Genomic DNA, 15,060 nt, shown 5'->3' with positions numbered 1-15,060 from the left:
GCGGAGGGCGTCACCGCTTCGGCAGCGGCGCCCGGGTTTCGTCGATCTCCGCGAACAGGTCGCCCACGTCCTCGGCGCGTTCGAGGACCTCGTCCGCGGTGAAGACCAGCTGTCCGGCCTTGCGGCAGCGCCGGACCTCGTCCCACGTGATGGGCGTCGAAACGGTCGGGCGGTCGCGGCCGCGCAGCGAGTACGGCGCCACCGTGGTCTTCGCCGGGTTGTTCTGGCTCCAGTCGATGAACACCTTGCCCGGCCGCAGCGCCTTCGCCATCTTCGCCGTCACCAGGTCCGGCGTCTCCGCCGCGAACCGCTCCGCCAGCGCCTTCGCGTACTTCGACGGCGCGTCCGCGCTGCGCGTGCGGATCCCGGCGTAGACCTGCATCCCCTTGGAACCGGACGTCTTCGCGAACGGGGTGAGCCCGTCGGCGGCCAGCACCTCGCGCAGCCGCTCCGCGACCCGGCAGCATTCGACGATCGTGGTGCCCTCGCCGGGGTCGAGGTCGAACACCAGCCGGTCCGGCGGGCGGCGCTTCGGTCCCGGTGCGACCGTCCACTGTGGAACGTGCAGCTCCAGCGCGGCGATGTTCGCGGCCCACACGAGCGCGGGCAGCTCGTCGATCAGCGGGTACGCGATGTCCTCGCCCGAACCGCGTGAACCGGTGCTGGGCAGCAGCGCCGTCTTCAGCCAGTCCGGCTTGCCCTGCGGCGCGTTCTTCTCGAAGAACTGCTGCCCGCCGACGCCGTCGGGGTAGCGGATGAACGTCACCGGCCGCCCGGCCAGGTGGGGCAGCAACAGCGGCGCGATGTGCGAGTAGTAGTTGATCACCTCGCCCTTGGTGAAGCCGTCCGGGAACAGCGGCTTGTCCAGATTGGACAGTGTGAGCCTGCGTTTCCCGGCCTGCACAGTGATCTTCTTGCCCGGCGGGCGCCGCGGGGCGGGTTCGGGGTTCGGCATGGCGGTGGGGGCCAGCACCTCCTCGGGTTCGCGGTCGGCGCGCAGGCCCCGCCACGACGTGTGCCGCAGCCGGCCGGCGCCGCGGGTGAACTGACGGTACTGGACCTCGCCGACGAGATCCGGCTCGGCCCACCGCGCGCGGGCGACGTCCTCACGGGGCGGCGCGACGGCGAACGGGTGCGTCCGCCGCGCCCGCTTCTCCAGCAGGTCCTGCAGGTCCGCGCGGTCCTGGCGGCTGAACCCGGTGCCGACGTCGCCGAGGTACACCAGCTCGCCGGTCGCGGGGTCGTGTGCGCCGAGCAGCAGGCTGCCGAGCGTGCCGGTGAACCCGTGCTGGCCGGGTTTCCAGCCGCAGACCAGCACCTCCTGCGTCCTGATCAGCGGGTGCTTGAGCCACGAGTCCGGGCGGCGGCCGGGGGAGTAGCCCGCGCTGCGCAGCTTCGCGATCAGGCCCTCGTACCCCTCGGCGGACGCGCGGTGCAGCAGGTCCTGCGGCGTGAGCCCGTCGCCGTCGAGCTGGTCGAACGTGTACGCGGGCACGACGGTCACCAGGTTTTCGTCGGGCATCGGCAGCCGCTCCAGCAGCTCGCGGCGCCGGTCGTAGGGCTGGTCGAGCAGGTTCACGCGGCCGAACCGCAGCAGGTCGAAGGCGAGGAACCGGACCGGCGTGCCGTCGAAGGGCGCGTCCCCGTGGTGCTTCTGGTAGCGGCCACGCCGTTCCTGCAGCAGCCCGAAGTCGACCCGCCCGTCCTCGGTGCACGCGACGATCTCCCCGTCGAGCACGGCGGCACGGCCCAGCGCGTTGCCGAACACGCTGGCCAGCGACGGGAACTCGGCGGTGAAGTCGATGCCGTTGCGGCTGGTGAGCACGGTCGTCCCGTCGGCGGCGACGCGAAGGCAGCAGCGGTAGCCGTCGAGCTTGTACTCGTACGCCCAGCCCGGCCCCGTGCGCAGCCGCCCGCCGTCGGGCTTGGCGAGCATCGGCTCGACCCAGTCCGGCACACGCGCCACGAGGACCTCCCTTCCCCTGCCCTCGACCGTAACCCGGATGGCGCAGCGCCGCCCGGGTTACGAGCGCAGGAGGTCCAGGTGCTCACGGAGCGTCACCGAAGTCCACAGGGGACCGACCGGCCGCACCGAGGTCTATCCGATGTGGACGATCGTCAGAGGGCCACGACCTTGCCCGGGTTGAAGATCCCGTGCGGGTCGAGCGCGGCCTTGACCGCCCGGTTGAGCGCCAGCACGCCCGGTCCCACCTCGGCACCCAGGCCGCCGCGCTTGAGCAGGCCGACGCCGTGCTCCCCGGTCACCGTGCCGCCCAGGTCGAGCGCGTCGGCGATGATGTCGTCGAACGCGGCCTGCGCGCGGCGCTTCGCGGACTCGTCACCGAGGGGCGTGATGAGCAGGGGGTGCAGGTTCCCGTCCCCGGCGTGCGCGATGTTGGCGATCAGCGTGTCGTGCCGCCGCGCGGTGGCCTCGATGCGTCCCAGCATCTCCGGCACCGCGCCCTTGGGCACGCAGACGTCCTCGGTCAGCACCGGGCCGAGCCGCTCCAGCGCGGGATAGGCCAGGCGGCGGGCCGCGAACAGGGCGTCCGCCTCCTGCTGGTCGGTCGAGCGCACCGCGTAGCCCGCGCCGCCCTTCTCGAAGCACGCGAGCATCGCGTCGGCCTCGGCCTCCCCGGCGGGGCCCGCGCTGTCGGTGCGGCCGAGCAGCACGACGTCCGCCTCGGTCGACAGGCCCATGTGCTTCCACTCGTCCACCGCGGCCAGGCAGTGCCGGTCGATGATCTCGAGCGCGGACGGCACGAGCCCGGCCTCGGCGACCGCGGCGACGGCGTGTCCCGCGTCGACGACGGAGCCGAAGTAGCCCGCGACGGTGTGCTCGGGTTCGCGGGAGGGCCGCAGGCGCACGGTGATCTCGGTGATCACGCCCAGGGTGCCCTCGGACCCGACCAGCAGCCCCGCGAGGTCGTAGCCCGCCACGCCCTTCGCGGTGCGCCGCCCGACCCGCACCAGCTCACCGGTGCCCGTGACGAACTGCAGCCCCAGCACGTAGTCGCGGGTCACGCCGTACTTCACACAGCACACGCCGCCCGCGTTGGTCGCCACGTTCCCGCCGATCGTCGACCACGGCGCGCTCGCCGGGTCGGGCGGGTACCACAGGCCCTGCTCGGCGCACGCCGCCCGCAGGTGGTCGTTGACCACGCCCGGTTCGACCACGGCGAGCCGTTCCCGCCAGTCGATCTCCTTGATCGCCGTCATCGCCTCGGTGGACAGCACCAGTGCGCCGGCCGTCGCGTTGGCACCGCCGGACAACCCGGTACCCGCGCCGCGCGGCACGATCGGTACGCCCGCCCGCAGGCAGACCCCGACGATCTGCTGCACCTCCTCGGCCGACCGCGGCCGGACCACGGCGGCGGGCAGCTCGTAGGGCGCCCATTCGGCGTCGTCGTGGGCGTAGCTCTCGGTCACGCCCGGATCGGTGACCAGCCGTCCGGGAGGCAGCAGCCGGTCCAGCTCTCGCAGCCACGCTTCGTCGCGCATACCTGCACGGTAGGTCCGCCGGACGACGGCCTTCAATGTGCGGAACGACTACCATCGGCACCGTTCACCGGAGGGAACGTCCAGGGGTGGCGATGGCCGAAACGTGGTTCGAGCTCCTGCTCCGTGACGCCACCCCCGAGGAGCTGCAGCAGCACGGCGCCGGGTTGCCCGGACCGGCCGCGGAACGCGAGACCACGCACGCCCTGCGGCTGTCGATGGTGCTGCGGGACCAGGCGCGCCGGGCCTCGGAACTGGCCGCGCTCAACGACATCGCGATCAGCCTGGCCACCCTGCGTGCCCCCGACGAGCTGCTGCCGGAGATCGTCGGGCAGGCCCGGCGGCTGCTCGGGGCGGACCTGGCGTACCTCGGGCTGATCGAGGAGAACCGGCTGCGGCTCAAGGTCACCAGCGGCGCGCTCACCCCCGAGCTGGTCGGTCTCGACCTGCCCCTGCACGTCGGTCTCGTGGGCGAGGTGATCGAGCACGCCGCGCCCCGCTGGACCGCCGACTACCGCGCGGACCGGCGTTTCCGGCACGACGAGACCGCCGACGCCGCGGCCGGCGTGGAGAACATGCGCGGCCTGCTGGGGGTGCCGCTGCGCCTGCGCGGCCGCGTGCTCGGCGCGCTGTTCGCGGGCAAGCGGCAGGAGCGCGACTTCACCGAGCACGAGGTGACGCTGGCCTCGGCGCTGGCCGCGCACGCCGCGATCGCCATCGAGAACGCCCGCTCGGTCGCGGAGCTGGCCGAGACCAACGAGCAGCTCGCGCGGCGCACCCGCGAGCTGGAGCAGACCCTGCGCTGGGACCAGCGGCTGACGCGGGTGGTGCTCGGCGGAGGCGGGGTGGAGGACCTGCTGGCGGAGATCCGCTCGGCCACCCGTGGCGCCGTCCGGTTCGTGCCCGGCCGGGGCGGTGATGGGGCGCTGGTGCAGCCTGTCGTCGCGGGGCAACGGGAGTTCGGCGCGCTGGTGCTGGAGCGGGAGCCGTCGCCGGACGACCGGCTGGTGCTCGAACGCGCCGCGCCCGCGCTCGCGCTGGCGCTGCTCGCCGAGCAGTCCGCCGCCGAGGCGTCGCGACGCACGCGGGCGGCGTTGCTCGTCGACCTGCTCACGGCGTCCTCGGCGCGCCCGCAGGACATGCGTCAGGCCGGGCTCGACGCGGAAGCGGACTACACGGTGCTCGTGATCGACGGCACGCGGGCGCAGGTCGAGCAGCTTCCGTTGCTGCGCAATGCTTTCCTGGCCGAGTACGGCGGACGGCTCGTCGCCGTGGCGCCGGCCGCGGAGCCCGGACGTGTCCGGCGGGAGTGGCCGGCGGACGGTCCGGCCGCGGGGGTCGCGGGTCCCGCGCGCGGGCAGGCCGCGCTGAGCCGCTGCTTCACCGAGGCGCGGCAGATTCTCGGCGCGCTCACCGCGCTCGGGCGACGTGGCGAGGCCGCGACCGCGAGCCAGCTCGGGCTGTACCGGATCCTGCTCGACCACACTGGCCGCCGCGACCTGGAGCAGGCTTTCGACGAGCAGCTCGGCCCGGTGCTCGTCGAGGAGCGGCGGCGCGGGGTGCCGCTGCTGGAAACCCTGCGCGTGTTCCTGGACGAGGGCCGCCGCCCGCGCGCGGCGGCGACGGCGCTGGCGATCCACGTCAACACGCTCTACCAGCGGCTGCGCACCCTGGACGGCCTCCTCGGCGAGGGCTGGCGCGAGCCGGGCCGGGCACTGGAGCTGCAACTCCTGCTGCGCCTGCGGGACTTGACGCGGGAACAATATTAGTGAACTCTAACCGTTAGTGAGTACTGACCGAGTGGGAGAAGGCTGGAGCGCGCTGGCGGACGGCACCCGGCGCGCGATCCTCGGCCGCCTCGCGGAGGAGCCGCAGGCGGTGGGGCAGCTCGCCGCGCACCTGCCGGTCACGCGCTCCGCGGTCTCCCAGCACCTGAAGATCCTCAAGAACGCCGGTCTCGTCAGCGAGCACGCGGAGGGCACGCGGCGGATCTACCGGCTCAACCCGGCGGCGGTGGCCGCGTTGCGCGACCAGCTCGACACCTTCTGGCAGCGGGCACTGGACGCCTACGTGGACGTCGCGGAACAGACGACGGAGGAAGGCTCATGACCGGAACCGAAACCACGGTGGTCCGCAGGCAGGTCGTGGTCAACGCGGCGATCGAGCAGGCGTTCACCACGTTCACCGCACGGTTCGGCGACTTCAAGCCGCCGGAGCACAACCTGCTGCGGACGCCGATCGCCGAGACGGTGTTCGAGCCGCGCGTCGGCGGTCACATCTACGACCGCGCGACGGACGGCAGCGAGTGTCACTGGGCGCGTGTGCTGGCCTACGAGCCGCCGGACCGGGTGGTGTTCAGCTGGGACATCGGCCCCCAGTGGCAGGTGGAGACCGACCCGGAGCGGACCAGCGAGGTGGAGGTGCGGTTCGTCGCCGAAGGCCCCGGCCGCACGCGCGTCGAGCTGGAGCACCGCCACCTCGACCGGCACGGTCCCGGCTGGCAGTCGGTCGGCGACGGTGTCGGGGGCGACCGGGGCTGGCCGCTGTACCTTTCCCGCTACGCCGAGCTGGTCGGCTGACATGGCACCGATCACGACCACGGTCGACGTGGACCGGCCCGCCGCCGACGTCTTCGCCTACGCCACCGACCCCACCCGGTTTCCGGAGTGGCAGGCCGGTGTCGTCGGCGGCCACATGGACGGGACCGGTCCGGCGCGGCCCGGCACGCGGTGCTCGACCACCCGGCGCATCGGCGGGGCGCGGCGGTCGGTGACGGCGGAGGTGACCCACGTCGATCCGCCGAACGCGTGGGGCGTACGGGGGATCGACGGACCGGTGCGGGCCACGGTCGACCTGACGGTCACGCCGCTGGCGGAGGGCCGGTCCCGGCTGACGATCGCGGTCGACTTCGAGGGGCACGGCGTCGGCAGGGTGCTGGTTCCGCTGCTCGTGCGCCCCGAAGCGCGGCGGAAGATGCCGGGCAACCTCGCCGACCTGAAACGGCACCTCGAATCCTGGACTGTTCGTCCGGAAGATGGACGAACTGTATGATCGAGGGGTGGAAACCCCCTTCCTCGTGCTCGACCGCACGAAAGCCGAGGCGAACATCGCCCGGTTGCGCACGCACCTGACCGCGCTCGGCGGAACGCTGCGCCCGCACGTGAAGACCGCGAAGTCGGTGGAGGTCGCGCGGCTGCTGTTCGACGGCGGCACCGGGCCGATCACTGTGTCCACGCTCGCGGAGGCCGAGGCGTTCGCGGCGGCGGGGTTCACCGACATCCTCTACGCCGTCGGGATCGCGCCGGGCAAGCTGCCGCGGGCGGCCGCGTTGCGGCAGCGGGGCGTGGACCTGGTGGTGCTGCTGGACAGTGTCGAGCAGGCGATCGCCGCCGCGGCCGCGTCGGTGCCCGCGCTGCTCGAAGTGGACTGCGACGGGCACCGCGGCGGGATCCTGCCGGGCGACCCGGTCGCGGGAGAGATCGCGCGGGTGCTGGGCGACGGACTCCGGGGAGTGCTGGCACACGCGGGGGAGTCGTACTTCGCCGAGGGGCCGGCCGCGTTGACGGCGGCGGCGGAAGGCGAGCGCCGGGCCGCGGTGCGGGTGGCCGAGGACCTGCGGGCGGCGGGGCACGAGGTGCCGGTGGTGAGCGTGGGTTCCACGCCGACGGCCCATTTCGCCGGGAACCTCGACGGTGTCACGGAGGTGCGGGCGGGCAACTTCGTGTTCTTCGACCTGGTGATGGCCGGGATCGGCGTGTGCGAGGTGGCGGATCTGGCGCTGTCGGTGGAGACCACGGTGATCGGCCACCGGCGGGACAAGGGCTGGCTGCTGACGGACGGCGGGTGGATGGCACTGTCGCGCGACCGTGGCACGGCGGCGCAGCGGGTCGACCAGGGCTACGGCCTGGTGACGGACCTCGGCGGCGTGCCGTATCCGGGCGTGGTGATGACGGGCGCGAGTCAGGAGCACGGCATCCTGACAGCCCGCCCGGGCGCGGTGCTGCCGGATCTCCCGGTGGGCGCCCGGGTGCGGATCCTGCCCAACCACGCCTGCGCGACGGCCGCCCAGTTCGACGAGTACCACCTGCTGGGCACGGACGAGGTGTGGCCACGGGTGCGCGGCTGGTGAGTGGCGCGGAACGCGAAACCCTGCGCGCGGGCGCCGAGGTGCCCACCCGTTTGCCGCGGCTGGCCCAGCCGTGAGTCCGTCCACTCCGGACCGTCAGGCGACGGTGACGGGATGGGCGACGACGGCGCCGAAGAGGTAGCCCTGCGTGTTGTACGGCGCGACGTCCGGCTGCGCGACGCCCGTGCGGTCCGTCGCGCGGGCCCGCAGCGTGTACGAGCCGGGGCCCGGGGGACGCCAGCGCACGGCCCAGCGCTGCCACCCGCGGGCGGGGGCGAGCGGGGTCGCGCGCCGCCAGGTGGCACCGTCGGTGCTCACCTCGACGTGCCGGAGGCCGCCGGTGCCCGACCAGGACCGGCCGGTCAGCACGTGCTCCCTCCCGGCATCGAAACTCGCCTGCCACGGCAGTTCGAACGCGCTCTTCGTGTTCTGTCTGCCGAGCAGCACGCCCTCGGGCGGGTAGTCCGGGCCCCAGAGCCGGTAGTACTGCGTGCTCCACGGCGACGCGAGCGCGCTCGCCGCGACCTCGATACGGCCGACCCATTTGATCGACGCGACGCCGATCCAGTCCGGCACCACGAGCCGCACCGGATGACCGTGGTCGGGCGGCAACGGTTCGCCGTTCATCTCGTACGCGAGCAGCACGTCGTCGAGCGCCTTGCGCACGGGCAGCGGGCGGCGCACCGGGCCGAGGTCGACCCCGCCGGTGACGTAGTTCGGATCGAGCCCCTGCGGCAGCAGGTCCACGGCCGAAGCGGTGAGCCCCGCCCGGCGCAGCACGGTCGCGAGCGGCACCCCTTTCCAGCGCGCGACCCCGACGGCGCCGAGCCGCCACGCCGTGCCGGTCACCGCCTGACCCTGCTGGGTGGTGAAGAAACTGCGCCCGTTGCCCGCGCACTCGATGCGCGCGGTGATCGTCCGCGACGGCAGGCGCAACAGGTCGCGGTACCCGAACTCGACGGGCCGGTCGGCCGTCGGCGAGCCGCGCAGGCCGGTGCCGTACAGCTGCAGGCGCCAGGTGTCCGCGTCGAGCAGGGGAGTGGAGGTGTGGTCCCGGACGAAGAACCGGTCGACCGGCACCACGTCACCGATGCCGCGCAACGCCTCCCAGCGGGTCTCGGCGTTGGTGCCGTAGACGAAGAACTTGTCCTCGGGAAGCGGTTTCACGATCGGGCTCGCCGCCGCGAACGCCGGGCGCGGCCACCACGGCGCGGTGGCCGCGAGCCCGGCCAGTGCGAGCGCGGTCCGCCGGCGTATCCGCTCTGCCATGCGGAACACCGTGGCGCATCCGGCCGCCTTTGTCACGTGTTCCCATTTCCTGGGAGGATCATCCATTGTGGACTCCGGATCCCGGCATCTGAGAAGTCAGCCGGACGGATGATCCGCGTTTTAGCGTGACGACGTGTTCCCCAGATCCCGCATCCTGCCACTCGCCGCCGCTTCGGCCCTGCTCGCGGCCGGCTGCTCGGCCGGCACGACCGCCGCGGACGCCGGACCGCCCCGCGCCGGCGGCACGCTGACCCTCGCCGTCGGCTCGAACCCCGACTGCCTCGACCCGCAGCAGGCGTCCACCAACGCCAGCCTCAACGTGGGACGGCAGCTGGTCGACTCGCTCACCGACCAGGACCCGAAGACCGGCGAGATCAAGCCGTGGCTCGCCGATTCCTGGCAGGTCAACGCCGACTCCACCAGCTTCACCTTCCACCTGCGCCCGGGCGCGACGTTCTCCGACGGCACCCCCGTCGACGCGGCCGCGGTCAAGACCAGTTTCGACGGGATCAAGGCGCTCGGCGTCAAGGCCGCGCTGGGCTCGGGATACCTGGCCGCCTACCAGGGCTCCACCGTCGTGGACCCGCAGACCGTGCGGCTGGACTTCGCCGCGCCGAGCGCGCAGTTCCTGCAGGCCAGCTCCACGATGTCGCTCGGCGTGCTCGCCCCCGCCGCCTACGCGAAGAGCGCCGACCAGCGCTGCCAGGGCGACGGGCTCGTCGGCTCCGGGCCGTTCGTGTTCACCAGCTTCAAGCAGAACGCCGACATCGTGCTGAGCAAGCGCAAGGGCTACGCGTGGGGCTCCTCGCTGTGGCAGCACCAGGGCGAGGCGTACCTCGACCGGATCGACTACAAGGTGGTGCCCGAACCCGGCGTGCGCACCGGAAGCCTGCTGTCGGGCCAGCTTTCGGCCACCACGGAGGTGCAGCCGGTCGACGAGGCCCAGTTCCAGGGCAACGGCTTCGGCGAGCAGACCCGCCCCAACCCGGGCATCGTGTTCAACCTGCACGCCAACACCACCCGCGGCGTGCTGACCGACGAGGTGGTGCGGCAGGCCGTCAGTGCCGGCATCGACCGGCAGGAGGTGGTCGATACCGTCCTGAGCCCGAACTACAAGCCCGCCACCAGCATCCTCGCCACGACGACCCCGCTCTACACCGACCTGTCCGCGGACCTGAAGTTCGATCCGGCACGCGCGGCGCGGCTGCTCGACGGTGACGGCTGGGTGCCCGGCCCCGACGGCATCCGCGTCAAGAACGGGCAGCGGCTGAGCGCGGCGGTGGTCTTCGCGCCGGTGTTCAACCAGAACCAGAGCGTGCTGGAGCTGGTGCAGCAGCAGCTGCGCAAGATCGGCTTCGACCTGCGCATCGAGCAGCACACCACGGCGGAGAGCACGCAGCTGCAGCAGGCCGGGAACTACGACTTCCTCTGGTACAACGTGACCCGCACCGACCCGGACATCCTGCGCAACACCTTCTCCACCAAGGCGGGCAACCGCAGCAAGCTGCCCGCCGGCAACCCGCTGGACGCCCAGCTCGACGCGCAGGCGGCCTCGCTCGACCCGGCGGTGCGCAGGCCCGCGGCCGAGCAGGCGCAGAAGCTGATCGTCGAGCACGCCTACGCCATTCCGGTGTTCGAGCTGACCCAGGTGGTCGCCTTCGGCCAGGACACGCACGCGATCGGCTTCGAGGCGTCGTCACGGCTGCAGCTGTTCGACACCTGGGTGTCCGGCTCGTGACCGGCTACCTGCTGCGCCGGGCGGGGCAGGCGCTCGTCGTGCTGTGGGCGGCGTTCACGCTGTCGTTCGTCGTCCTCTACCTGCTGCCGGGCGACGCCGTGCTGGCGAAACTCGGCGGCGGGGAAGCGGCGATGACCGTGACCGGCGCGCAGCTGGACCAGGCGCGCGCCGAGTACGGGCTGAACGACCCGTGGCCCGTGCAGTACGGAAAGCGCTTACTCGCGGCGCTGCACGGGGACTTCGGCCGCTCGATCGCCACCGGCGACAGCGCCACGCATGTCGTGGTGACCGCCCTGCCTCCGACGCTCGCGGTCGCCGGGCTCGGGCTCGTGCTCGCGGTCCTGCTCGGCGGCGGCACCGCGCTCGCCGGCACGTACACGCGGACGCGCTGGCTGGGCACGCTCCTGTTGTCCCTGCCGCCGCTGGGCATCTCGCTGCCGGTGTTCTGGGTGGGCCTGGTGCTGATCCAGATCTTCTCGTTCCAGCTGCGGCTGCTGCCCGCGCTCGGCAACGCCGGCCTGGCGTCGGTGATCCTGCCCGCGCTCACGATCTCCCTGCCGACGGGCGCGGTGATCGGCCAGGTGCTCGCCAGGAGCCTGCGCACGCAGCTCGCCGAGCCGTACGTCGAAACGGTGCGGGCCAAGGGGGCGAGCCAGGCGCGCGTCCACTTCGGACACGCGTTGCGCAACGCCGCGATCCCCGTGCTCACGATGGTCGGCGTCGTGGCGGGGCAGCTGCTCGCGGGCTCGGTGGTGACCGAGACGGTGTTCTCTCGCGACGGTGTCGGGCGCGTCACCACGACGGCCGTCACCGGACAGGACATTCCCGTGGTGCAGGCGGTGATCGTGCTCGCCGCGTTCTTCTTCGTGGCGGTCAACCTCGCCGTGGACCTGCTGTACCCGCTGCTCGACCCGCGGGTGCGGCGCGATCCGGTGGCCAGGACCGGGAAGGAGCTCGTCCATGGCTGACGTCCTGGCGGTGCGCGCCCGCGCGGGCTTCGTGCTGCGGCGGCCCGGGCTCGTGCTGGCGGTGCTGGTGCTCGTCGTCGTCGTGCTGTGGGCGCTCGCGCCGGGCCTGTTCACCTCCTACGACCCGCTCGCGGGAGTGCCGCGGCAGAAGCTGCGGGCCCCGTCGGCGGCGCACCTGTTCGGCACCGACGAGACCGGCCGCGACGTGTTCGCGCGGGTGGTGCACGGGGCCGCGTTGTCGTTGAGCGCCACCGTCACCGCGGTGCTCATCGCGCTGGTCATCGGGTCGGTGCTCGGGCTCGTCGCCGGTGCCCGCGGCGGCTGGCTCGACTCGGTGCTGATGCGGGTGATGGACGTGCTGCTGGCCGTGCCGCCCATCCTGCTGTCGCTGGCGCTGGTGGCGGGGCTCGGTTTCGGCACGACGAAGGTGGCGGTCGCGGTCGGCGTCGCGAACGTGGCGCACTTCGCTCGCCTGATGCGCGCGGAGGTGTTGCGCGTGCGCGCGAGCGTGTACGTGGAGGCGGCCCGCGCGGGCGGGGTGCGCTGGTTCGGGGTGCTGACGCGGCACATCCTGCCCAACGCGGCCGGGCCGGTGGTGGTGCTCGGGGTGCTGACGTTCGGCACGGCGGTGCTGGAGATCTCCGCGCTGAGCTTCCTCGGCTACGGCGCGGCGCCGCCGACGCCGGAGTGGGGCTCGCTCGTCGCGGGCGGCCGGGCCTACCTGGCGAGCGCGTGGTGGATGACCACCCTGCCCGGGCTGGTGATCGCCGCGGTGGTGCTCTCGGCCAACCGCGTTTCCCGTGCGCTGGAGGGAGAACGGCATGACTGACCTGCTCGTGGTCAAGGACCTCGCGGTGTCCTACCGCGTTCGCGGCGGCTCCGTGCCCGCCGTCCGCGGGGTCGACCTCACTGTCCGCAGTGGACAGTGCCTGGCGGTGGTGGGCGAGTCCGGCTCGGGCAAGAGCACCACCGCGCACGCCGTGATCGGCCTGCTGCCGCGGGGCGGCCGCCTGGAGCGGGGCTCGATCACGTTCGACGGGCAGGAGCTGACCGGGTTGTCCGAGAAGGCGTGGCGGCAGGTGCGCGGGCGGCGCATCGGGCTGATCCCGCAGGACCCCGGGGTGTCGCTGGATCCGGTCAAGCGCGTCGGCGACCAGGTCGCGGAAACCCTGCTCGTGCACGGGCTGGCGACCAAGCGCGGCGCACCGGCCGAAGCGGCGGACCTGTTGCACCGCGCGGGCATCGAGGACCCGGCACGGCGGGCGCGGCAGTACCCGCACGAGCTGTCGGGCGGGCTGCGCCAGCGGGTGCTGATCGCGGCCGCGCTCGCCGGGCAGCCGCGGCTGGTGGTCGCGGACGAGCCGACGAGCGCGCTCGACGTCACCGTGCAGCGGCGCATCCTCGATCACCTGCAGCAGCTCGCCGCGGAGGAGAACCTCGCACTGCTGCTGATCACCCACGACCTCGGCGTCGCGGCCGACCGGGCCGACGAGATCGCCGTGATGTCGGAGGGCGTGATCGTCGAGCGCGCGCCGAGCGCGGAGCTGCTCGCCGCGCCGGGGCACGCGTACACGCGGCAGCTGCTCTCGGCGGCGCCGAGCCTGTCGGCGGAACCGCTGCGCAAGCGCCGGGACTCCGGCGAGCCGTTCGTCGAGGTCTCCGGGCTGCGCAAGGACTTCGGGCCGACCCGCGCGGTGGACGGCGTGTCGTTCTCCCTGGCCCGCGGCCGCACGCTCGCGCTGGTCGGCGAGTCGGGCTCGGGCAAGTCCACCACCGCGCGCCTGGTGCTGCGGCTGGAAACGCCGGACGCCGGCACGATCCGGTTCGACGGTCAGGACATCACCGGGCTGCGGGGCGAGGCACTGCGGCGGTTGCGGCGGCGGATGCAGCTGGTCTACCAGAACCCGTACGCGTCGCTGAACCCGAAGCTCACGATCGCGGACCTGGTGACCGAGCCGCTGCGGGCGTTCCAGGCGGGCGGGCGCGGGGACGCGGCGGCGCTGCTGGACCAGGTCGCGCTGCCGTCGGGCGTGCTGCGCCGCAAGCCCGCCGAGCTGTCCGGCGGGCAGCGGCAGCGGGTGGCGATCGCGCGGGCGCTGGCGTTGCGACCGGACCTGGTGGTCTGTGACGAGCCGGTGTCCGCTTTGGACGTTTCGGTGCAGGCACAGATCCTTGACCTGCTGGTGCGGCTGCAGGAGGAGCTGGGGCTGGCGTACCTGTTCATCTCGCACGACCTCGCCGTCGTGCGGCAGGTGGCCGACTCCGTCGGCGTGTTGCGCGCGGGCGAGCTCGTCGAGTACGGGCCCGCGGACGAGGTCCTGTACCGGCCCTCGCACGAGTACACCCAGGAGCTACTGGCGGCGATTCCCGGTCAGGCCAAGGAGGCGGCGTGAAGTTCGGATTGTTCTCGCTCGTCGCGCACCACGGCTCCGGCAGCCAGCACGAGCGGTTGCGGCGGGTCGTCGACGACGCGGTGCTGGCCGAGGAGCTGGGGTTCGACGCGTATGGCGTGGGGGAGCGGCACGGCGAGCCGTTCCTGTCGTCCGCGCCGCCGGTGATCCTGGCGGCGGTGGCCGAGCGGACGCGGCGCGTGCGGTTGCTGACCACGCTGACGGTGATCAGCGTCCTCGATCCGGTGCGGGTGGCCGAGGACTACGCGACGCTGGACCAGCTGTCGGGCGGGCGGCTGGAGCTGATGATCGGCAAGGGCAACGACCCCCGCCACTTCCCGCTGTTCGGGCTCGAAGAGGCACGGCAGTGGGAGTACCAGGAGGAGAAGTTCGAGCTGCTGCGGCGGCTGTGGTACGAGGAGCAGGTGACGTGGTCGGGCCGCTTCCGGCCGCCGCTGACCGGGGTGACCACGCAGCCGCGGCCGTTCGCCGGGCGACCGCGGATCTGGCACGGCAGCGCGTCGAGCACGGAGTCGACGGAGCTCGCGGCGAAGTGGGGTGACCCGCTGTTCACGGCGAACGGCTTCCACCCCAAGAAGAAGTACGCCGATCTGATCGACCACTACCGGCGCCGCTGGGCCGAGTACGGCCACGACCCGGCGGACGCGCTCGTCGGCTCGGGTGCGGGCGGGCTGTACGTCGCGAAGACCTCCCAGGCGGCGGTCGAGGGGTTCCGGCCGCACTTCGAGGAGCTGGCGAAGACCCCGGCGTACCAGCACAACCGGTCGGAGTTCACCACTCTGGAGGAGAAGATCGCCGGCGGGTCGGCGCTGGTGGGCAGCCCGCAGCAGGTGATCGACAAGATCGCGGACTACCACGCGTCGTTCGGGCACCAGGTGCAGGCGGTGTCGGTGGATGGTCTGGACACCGGCGAGGCCCGGGAGGTGCTGGAGCTGTTCGCGGCCGAGGTGATGCCGGTGGTGCGCCGCGAGCTGCCGTCGACGGTGTGGGAATCCGAACTGTCCACAGAGGATGTTCCCAGCTGATGGGAAGGTCTTCCCGCGTCGTCGG

The 15,060-nt window shown here is 72.9% G+C and carries 13 protein-coding genes; 10 read left to right on the top strand and 3 right to left on the bottom strand.

All coding sequences use genetic code 11. From position 1 onward, the window contains the following. Positions 1 to 10: 10 nt before the first annotated feature. Positions 11 to 1,936: a DNA ligase D gene (gene ligD, locus FHX82_RS23635; RefSeq protein WP_145934960.1), complete on the bottom strand. Its 1,926-nt coding sequence runs from the start codon at positions 1,934 to 1,936 to the stop codon at positions 11 to 13. A 182-nt stretch (positions 1,937 to 2,118) separates the two neighbouring features. Then, positions 2,119 to 3,501 carry an FAD-binding oxidoreductase gene (locus FHX82_RS23630; RefSeq protein WP_145934927.1) on the bottom strand — a complete coding sequence of 461 codons (1,383 nt, stop codon included), beginning with the start codon at positions 3,499 to 3,501 and terminating at the stop codon, positions 2,119 to 2,121. 92 nt (positions 3,502 to 3,593) lie between these two features. Here FHX82_RS23630 and FHX82_RS23625 point away from each other — a divergent pair, with 92 nt between their 5' ends. The 5 genes from FHX82_RS23625 to FHX82_RS23605 are packed head-to-tail and all read left to right on the top strand — an operon-like array spanning position 3,594 to position 7,627. Further along, a complete protein-coding gene (locus FHX82_RS23625; RefSeq protein ID WP_145934928.1) occupies positions 3,594 to 5,267 on the top strand; it encodes a helix-turn-helix domain-containing protein in 1,674 nt (557 codons plus the stop codon). A 16-nt stretch (positions 5,268 to 5,283) separates the two neighbouring features. Next, a complete protein-coding gene (locus FHX82_RS23620) occupies positions 5,284 to 5,607 on the top strand; it encodes an ArsR/SmtB family transcription factor (protein ID WP_183176792.1) in 324 nt (107 codons plus the stop codon). Continuing rightward, entirely contained in the window at positions 5,604 to 6,077 is a 474-nt protein-coding gene (locus FHX82_RS23615) for an SRPBCC family protein (protein ID WP_145934929.1), read from the top strand. The genes FHX82_RS23620 and FHX82_RS23615 overlap by 4 nt, the downstream gene beginning before the upstream one ends. 1 nt (position 6,078) lies before the next feature. Next, entirely contained in the window at positions 6,079 to 6,549 is a 471-nt protein-coding gene (locus FHX82_RS23610; protein ID WP_145934930.1) for an SRPBCC family protein, read from the top strand. 7 nt (positions 6,550 to 6,556) lie between these two features. Further along, on the top strand, positions 6,557 to 7,627 hold the full coding sequence (locus FHX82_RS23605; protein ID WP_229880321.1) for an alanine racemase: 1,071 nt from the start codon (positions 6,557 to 6,559) through the stop codon (positions 7,625 to 7,627). Between the two features lie 93 nt (positions 7,628 to 7,720). Here FHX82_RS23605 and FHX82_RS23600 read toward each other — a convergent pair whose 3' ends face one another. After that, positions 7,721 to 8,893 carry a sulfite oxidase gene (locus tag FHX82_RS23600; protein WP_229880319.1) on the bottom strand — a complete coding sequence of 391 codons (1,173 nt, stop codon included), beginning with the start codon at positions 8,891 to 8,893 and terminating at the stop codon, positions 7,721 to 7,723. 133 nt (positions 8,894 to 9,026) lie between these two features. Between FHX82_RS23600 and FHX82_RS23595 the strand changes: the two genes are divergently transcribed. From FHX82_RS23595 to FHX82_RS23575, 5 genes are read left to right on the top strand one after another with little or no spacing between them, the layout of a single operon-like run. Then, a complete protein-coding gene (locus FHX82_RS23595; RefSeq protein ID WP_145934933.1) occupies positions 9,027 to 10,631 on the top strand; it encodes an ABC transporter substrate-binding protein in 1,605 nt (534 codons plus the stop codon). Further along, positions 10,628 to 11,599 carry an ABC transporter permease gene (locus FHX82_RS23590; protein WP_145934934.1) on the top strand — a complete coding sequence of 324 codons (972 nt, stop codon included), beginning with the start codon at positions 10,628 to 10,630 and terminating at the stop codon, positions 11,597 to 11,599. Before FHX82_RS23595 ends, FHX82_RS23590 begins: the two co-directional genes overlap by 4 nt. Next, positions 11,592 to 12,428, top strand: coding sequence for an ABC transporter permease (locus FHX82_RS23585; RefSeq protein ID WP_145934935.1), 837 nt, complete (start codon positions 11,592 to 11,594; stop codon positions 12,426 to 12,428). Before FHX82_RS23590 ends, FHX82_RS23585 begins: the two co-directional genes overlap by 8 nt. Next, positions 12,421 to 13,992, top strand: coding sequence for a dipeptide ABC transporter ATP-binding protein (locus FHX82_RS23580; RefSeq protein WP_145934936.1), 1,572 nt, complete (start codon positions 12,421 to 12,423; stop codon positions 13,990 to 13,992). The genes FHX82_RS23585 and FHX82_RS23580 overlap by 8 nt, the downstream gene beginning before the upstream one ends. Further along, entirely contained in the window at positions 13,989 to 15,035 is a 1,047-nt protein-coding gene (locus FHX82_RS23575; RefSeq protein ID WP_145934937.1) for an LLM class flavin-dependent oxidoreductase, read from the top strand. The genes FHX82_RS23580 and FHX82_RS23575 overlap by 4 nt, the downstream gene beginning before the upstream one ends. The last annotated feature ends 25 nt before the right edge of the window (positions 15,036 to 15,060 follow it).

This window comes from Amycolatopsis bartoniae, from assembly GCF_014191255.1.
GTDB lineage: Bacteria > Actinomycetota > Actinomycetes > Mycobacteriales > Pseudonocardiaceae > Amycolatopsis_E > Amycolatopsis_E bartoniae.
Note: the sequence above shows the minus strand (reverse complement) of the source record. Positions and strands in the feature narration are given on the sequence as shown.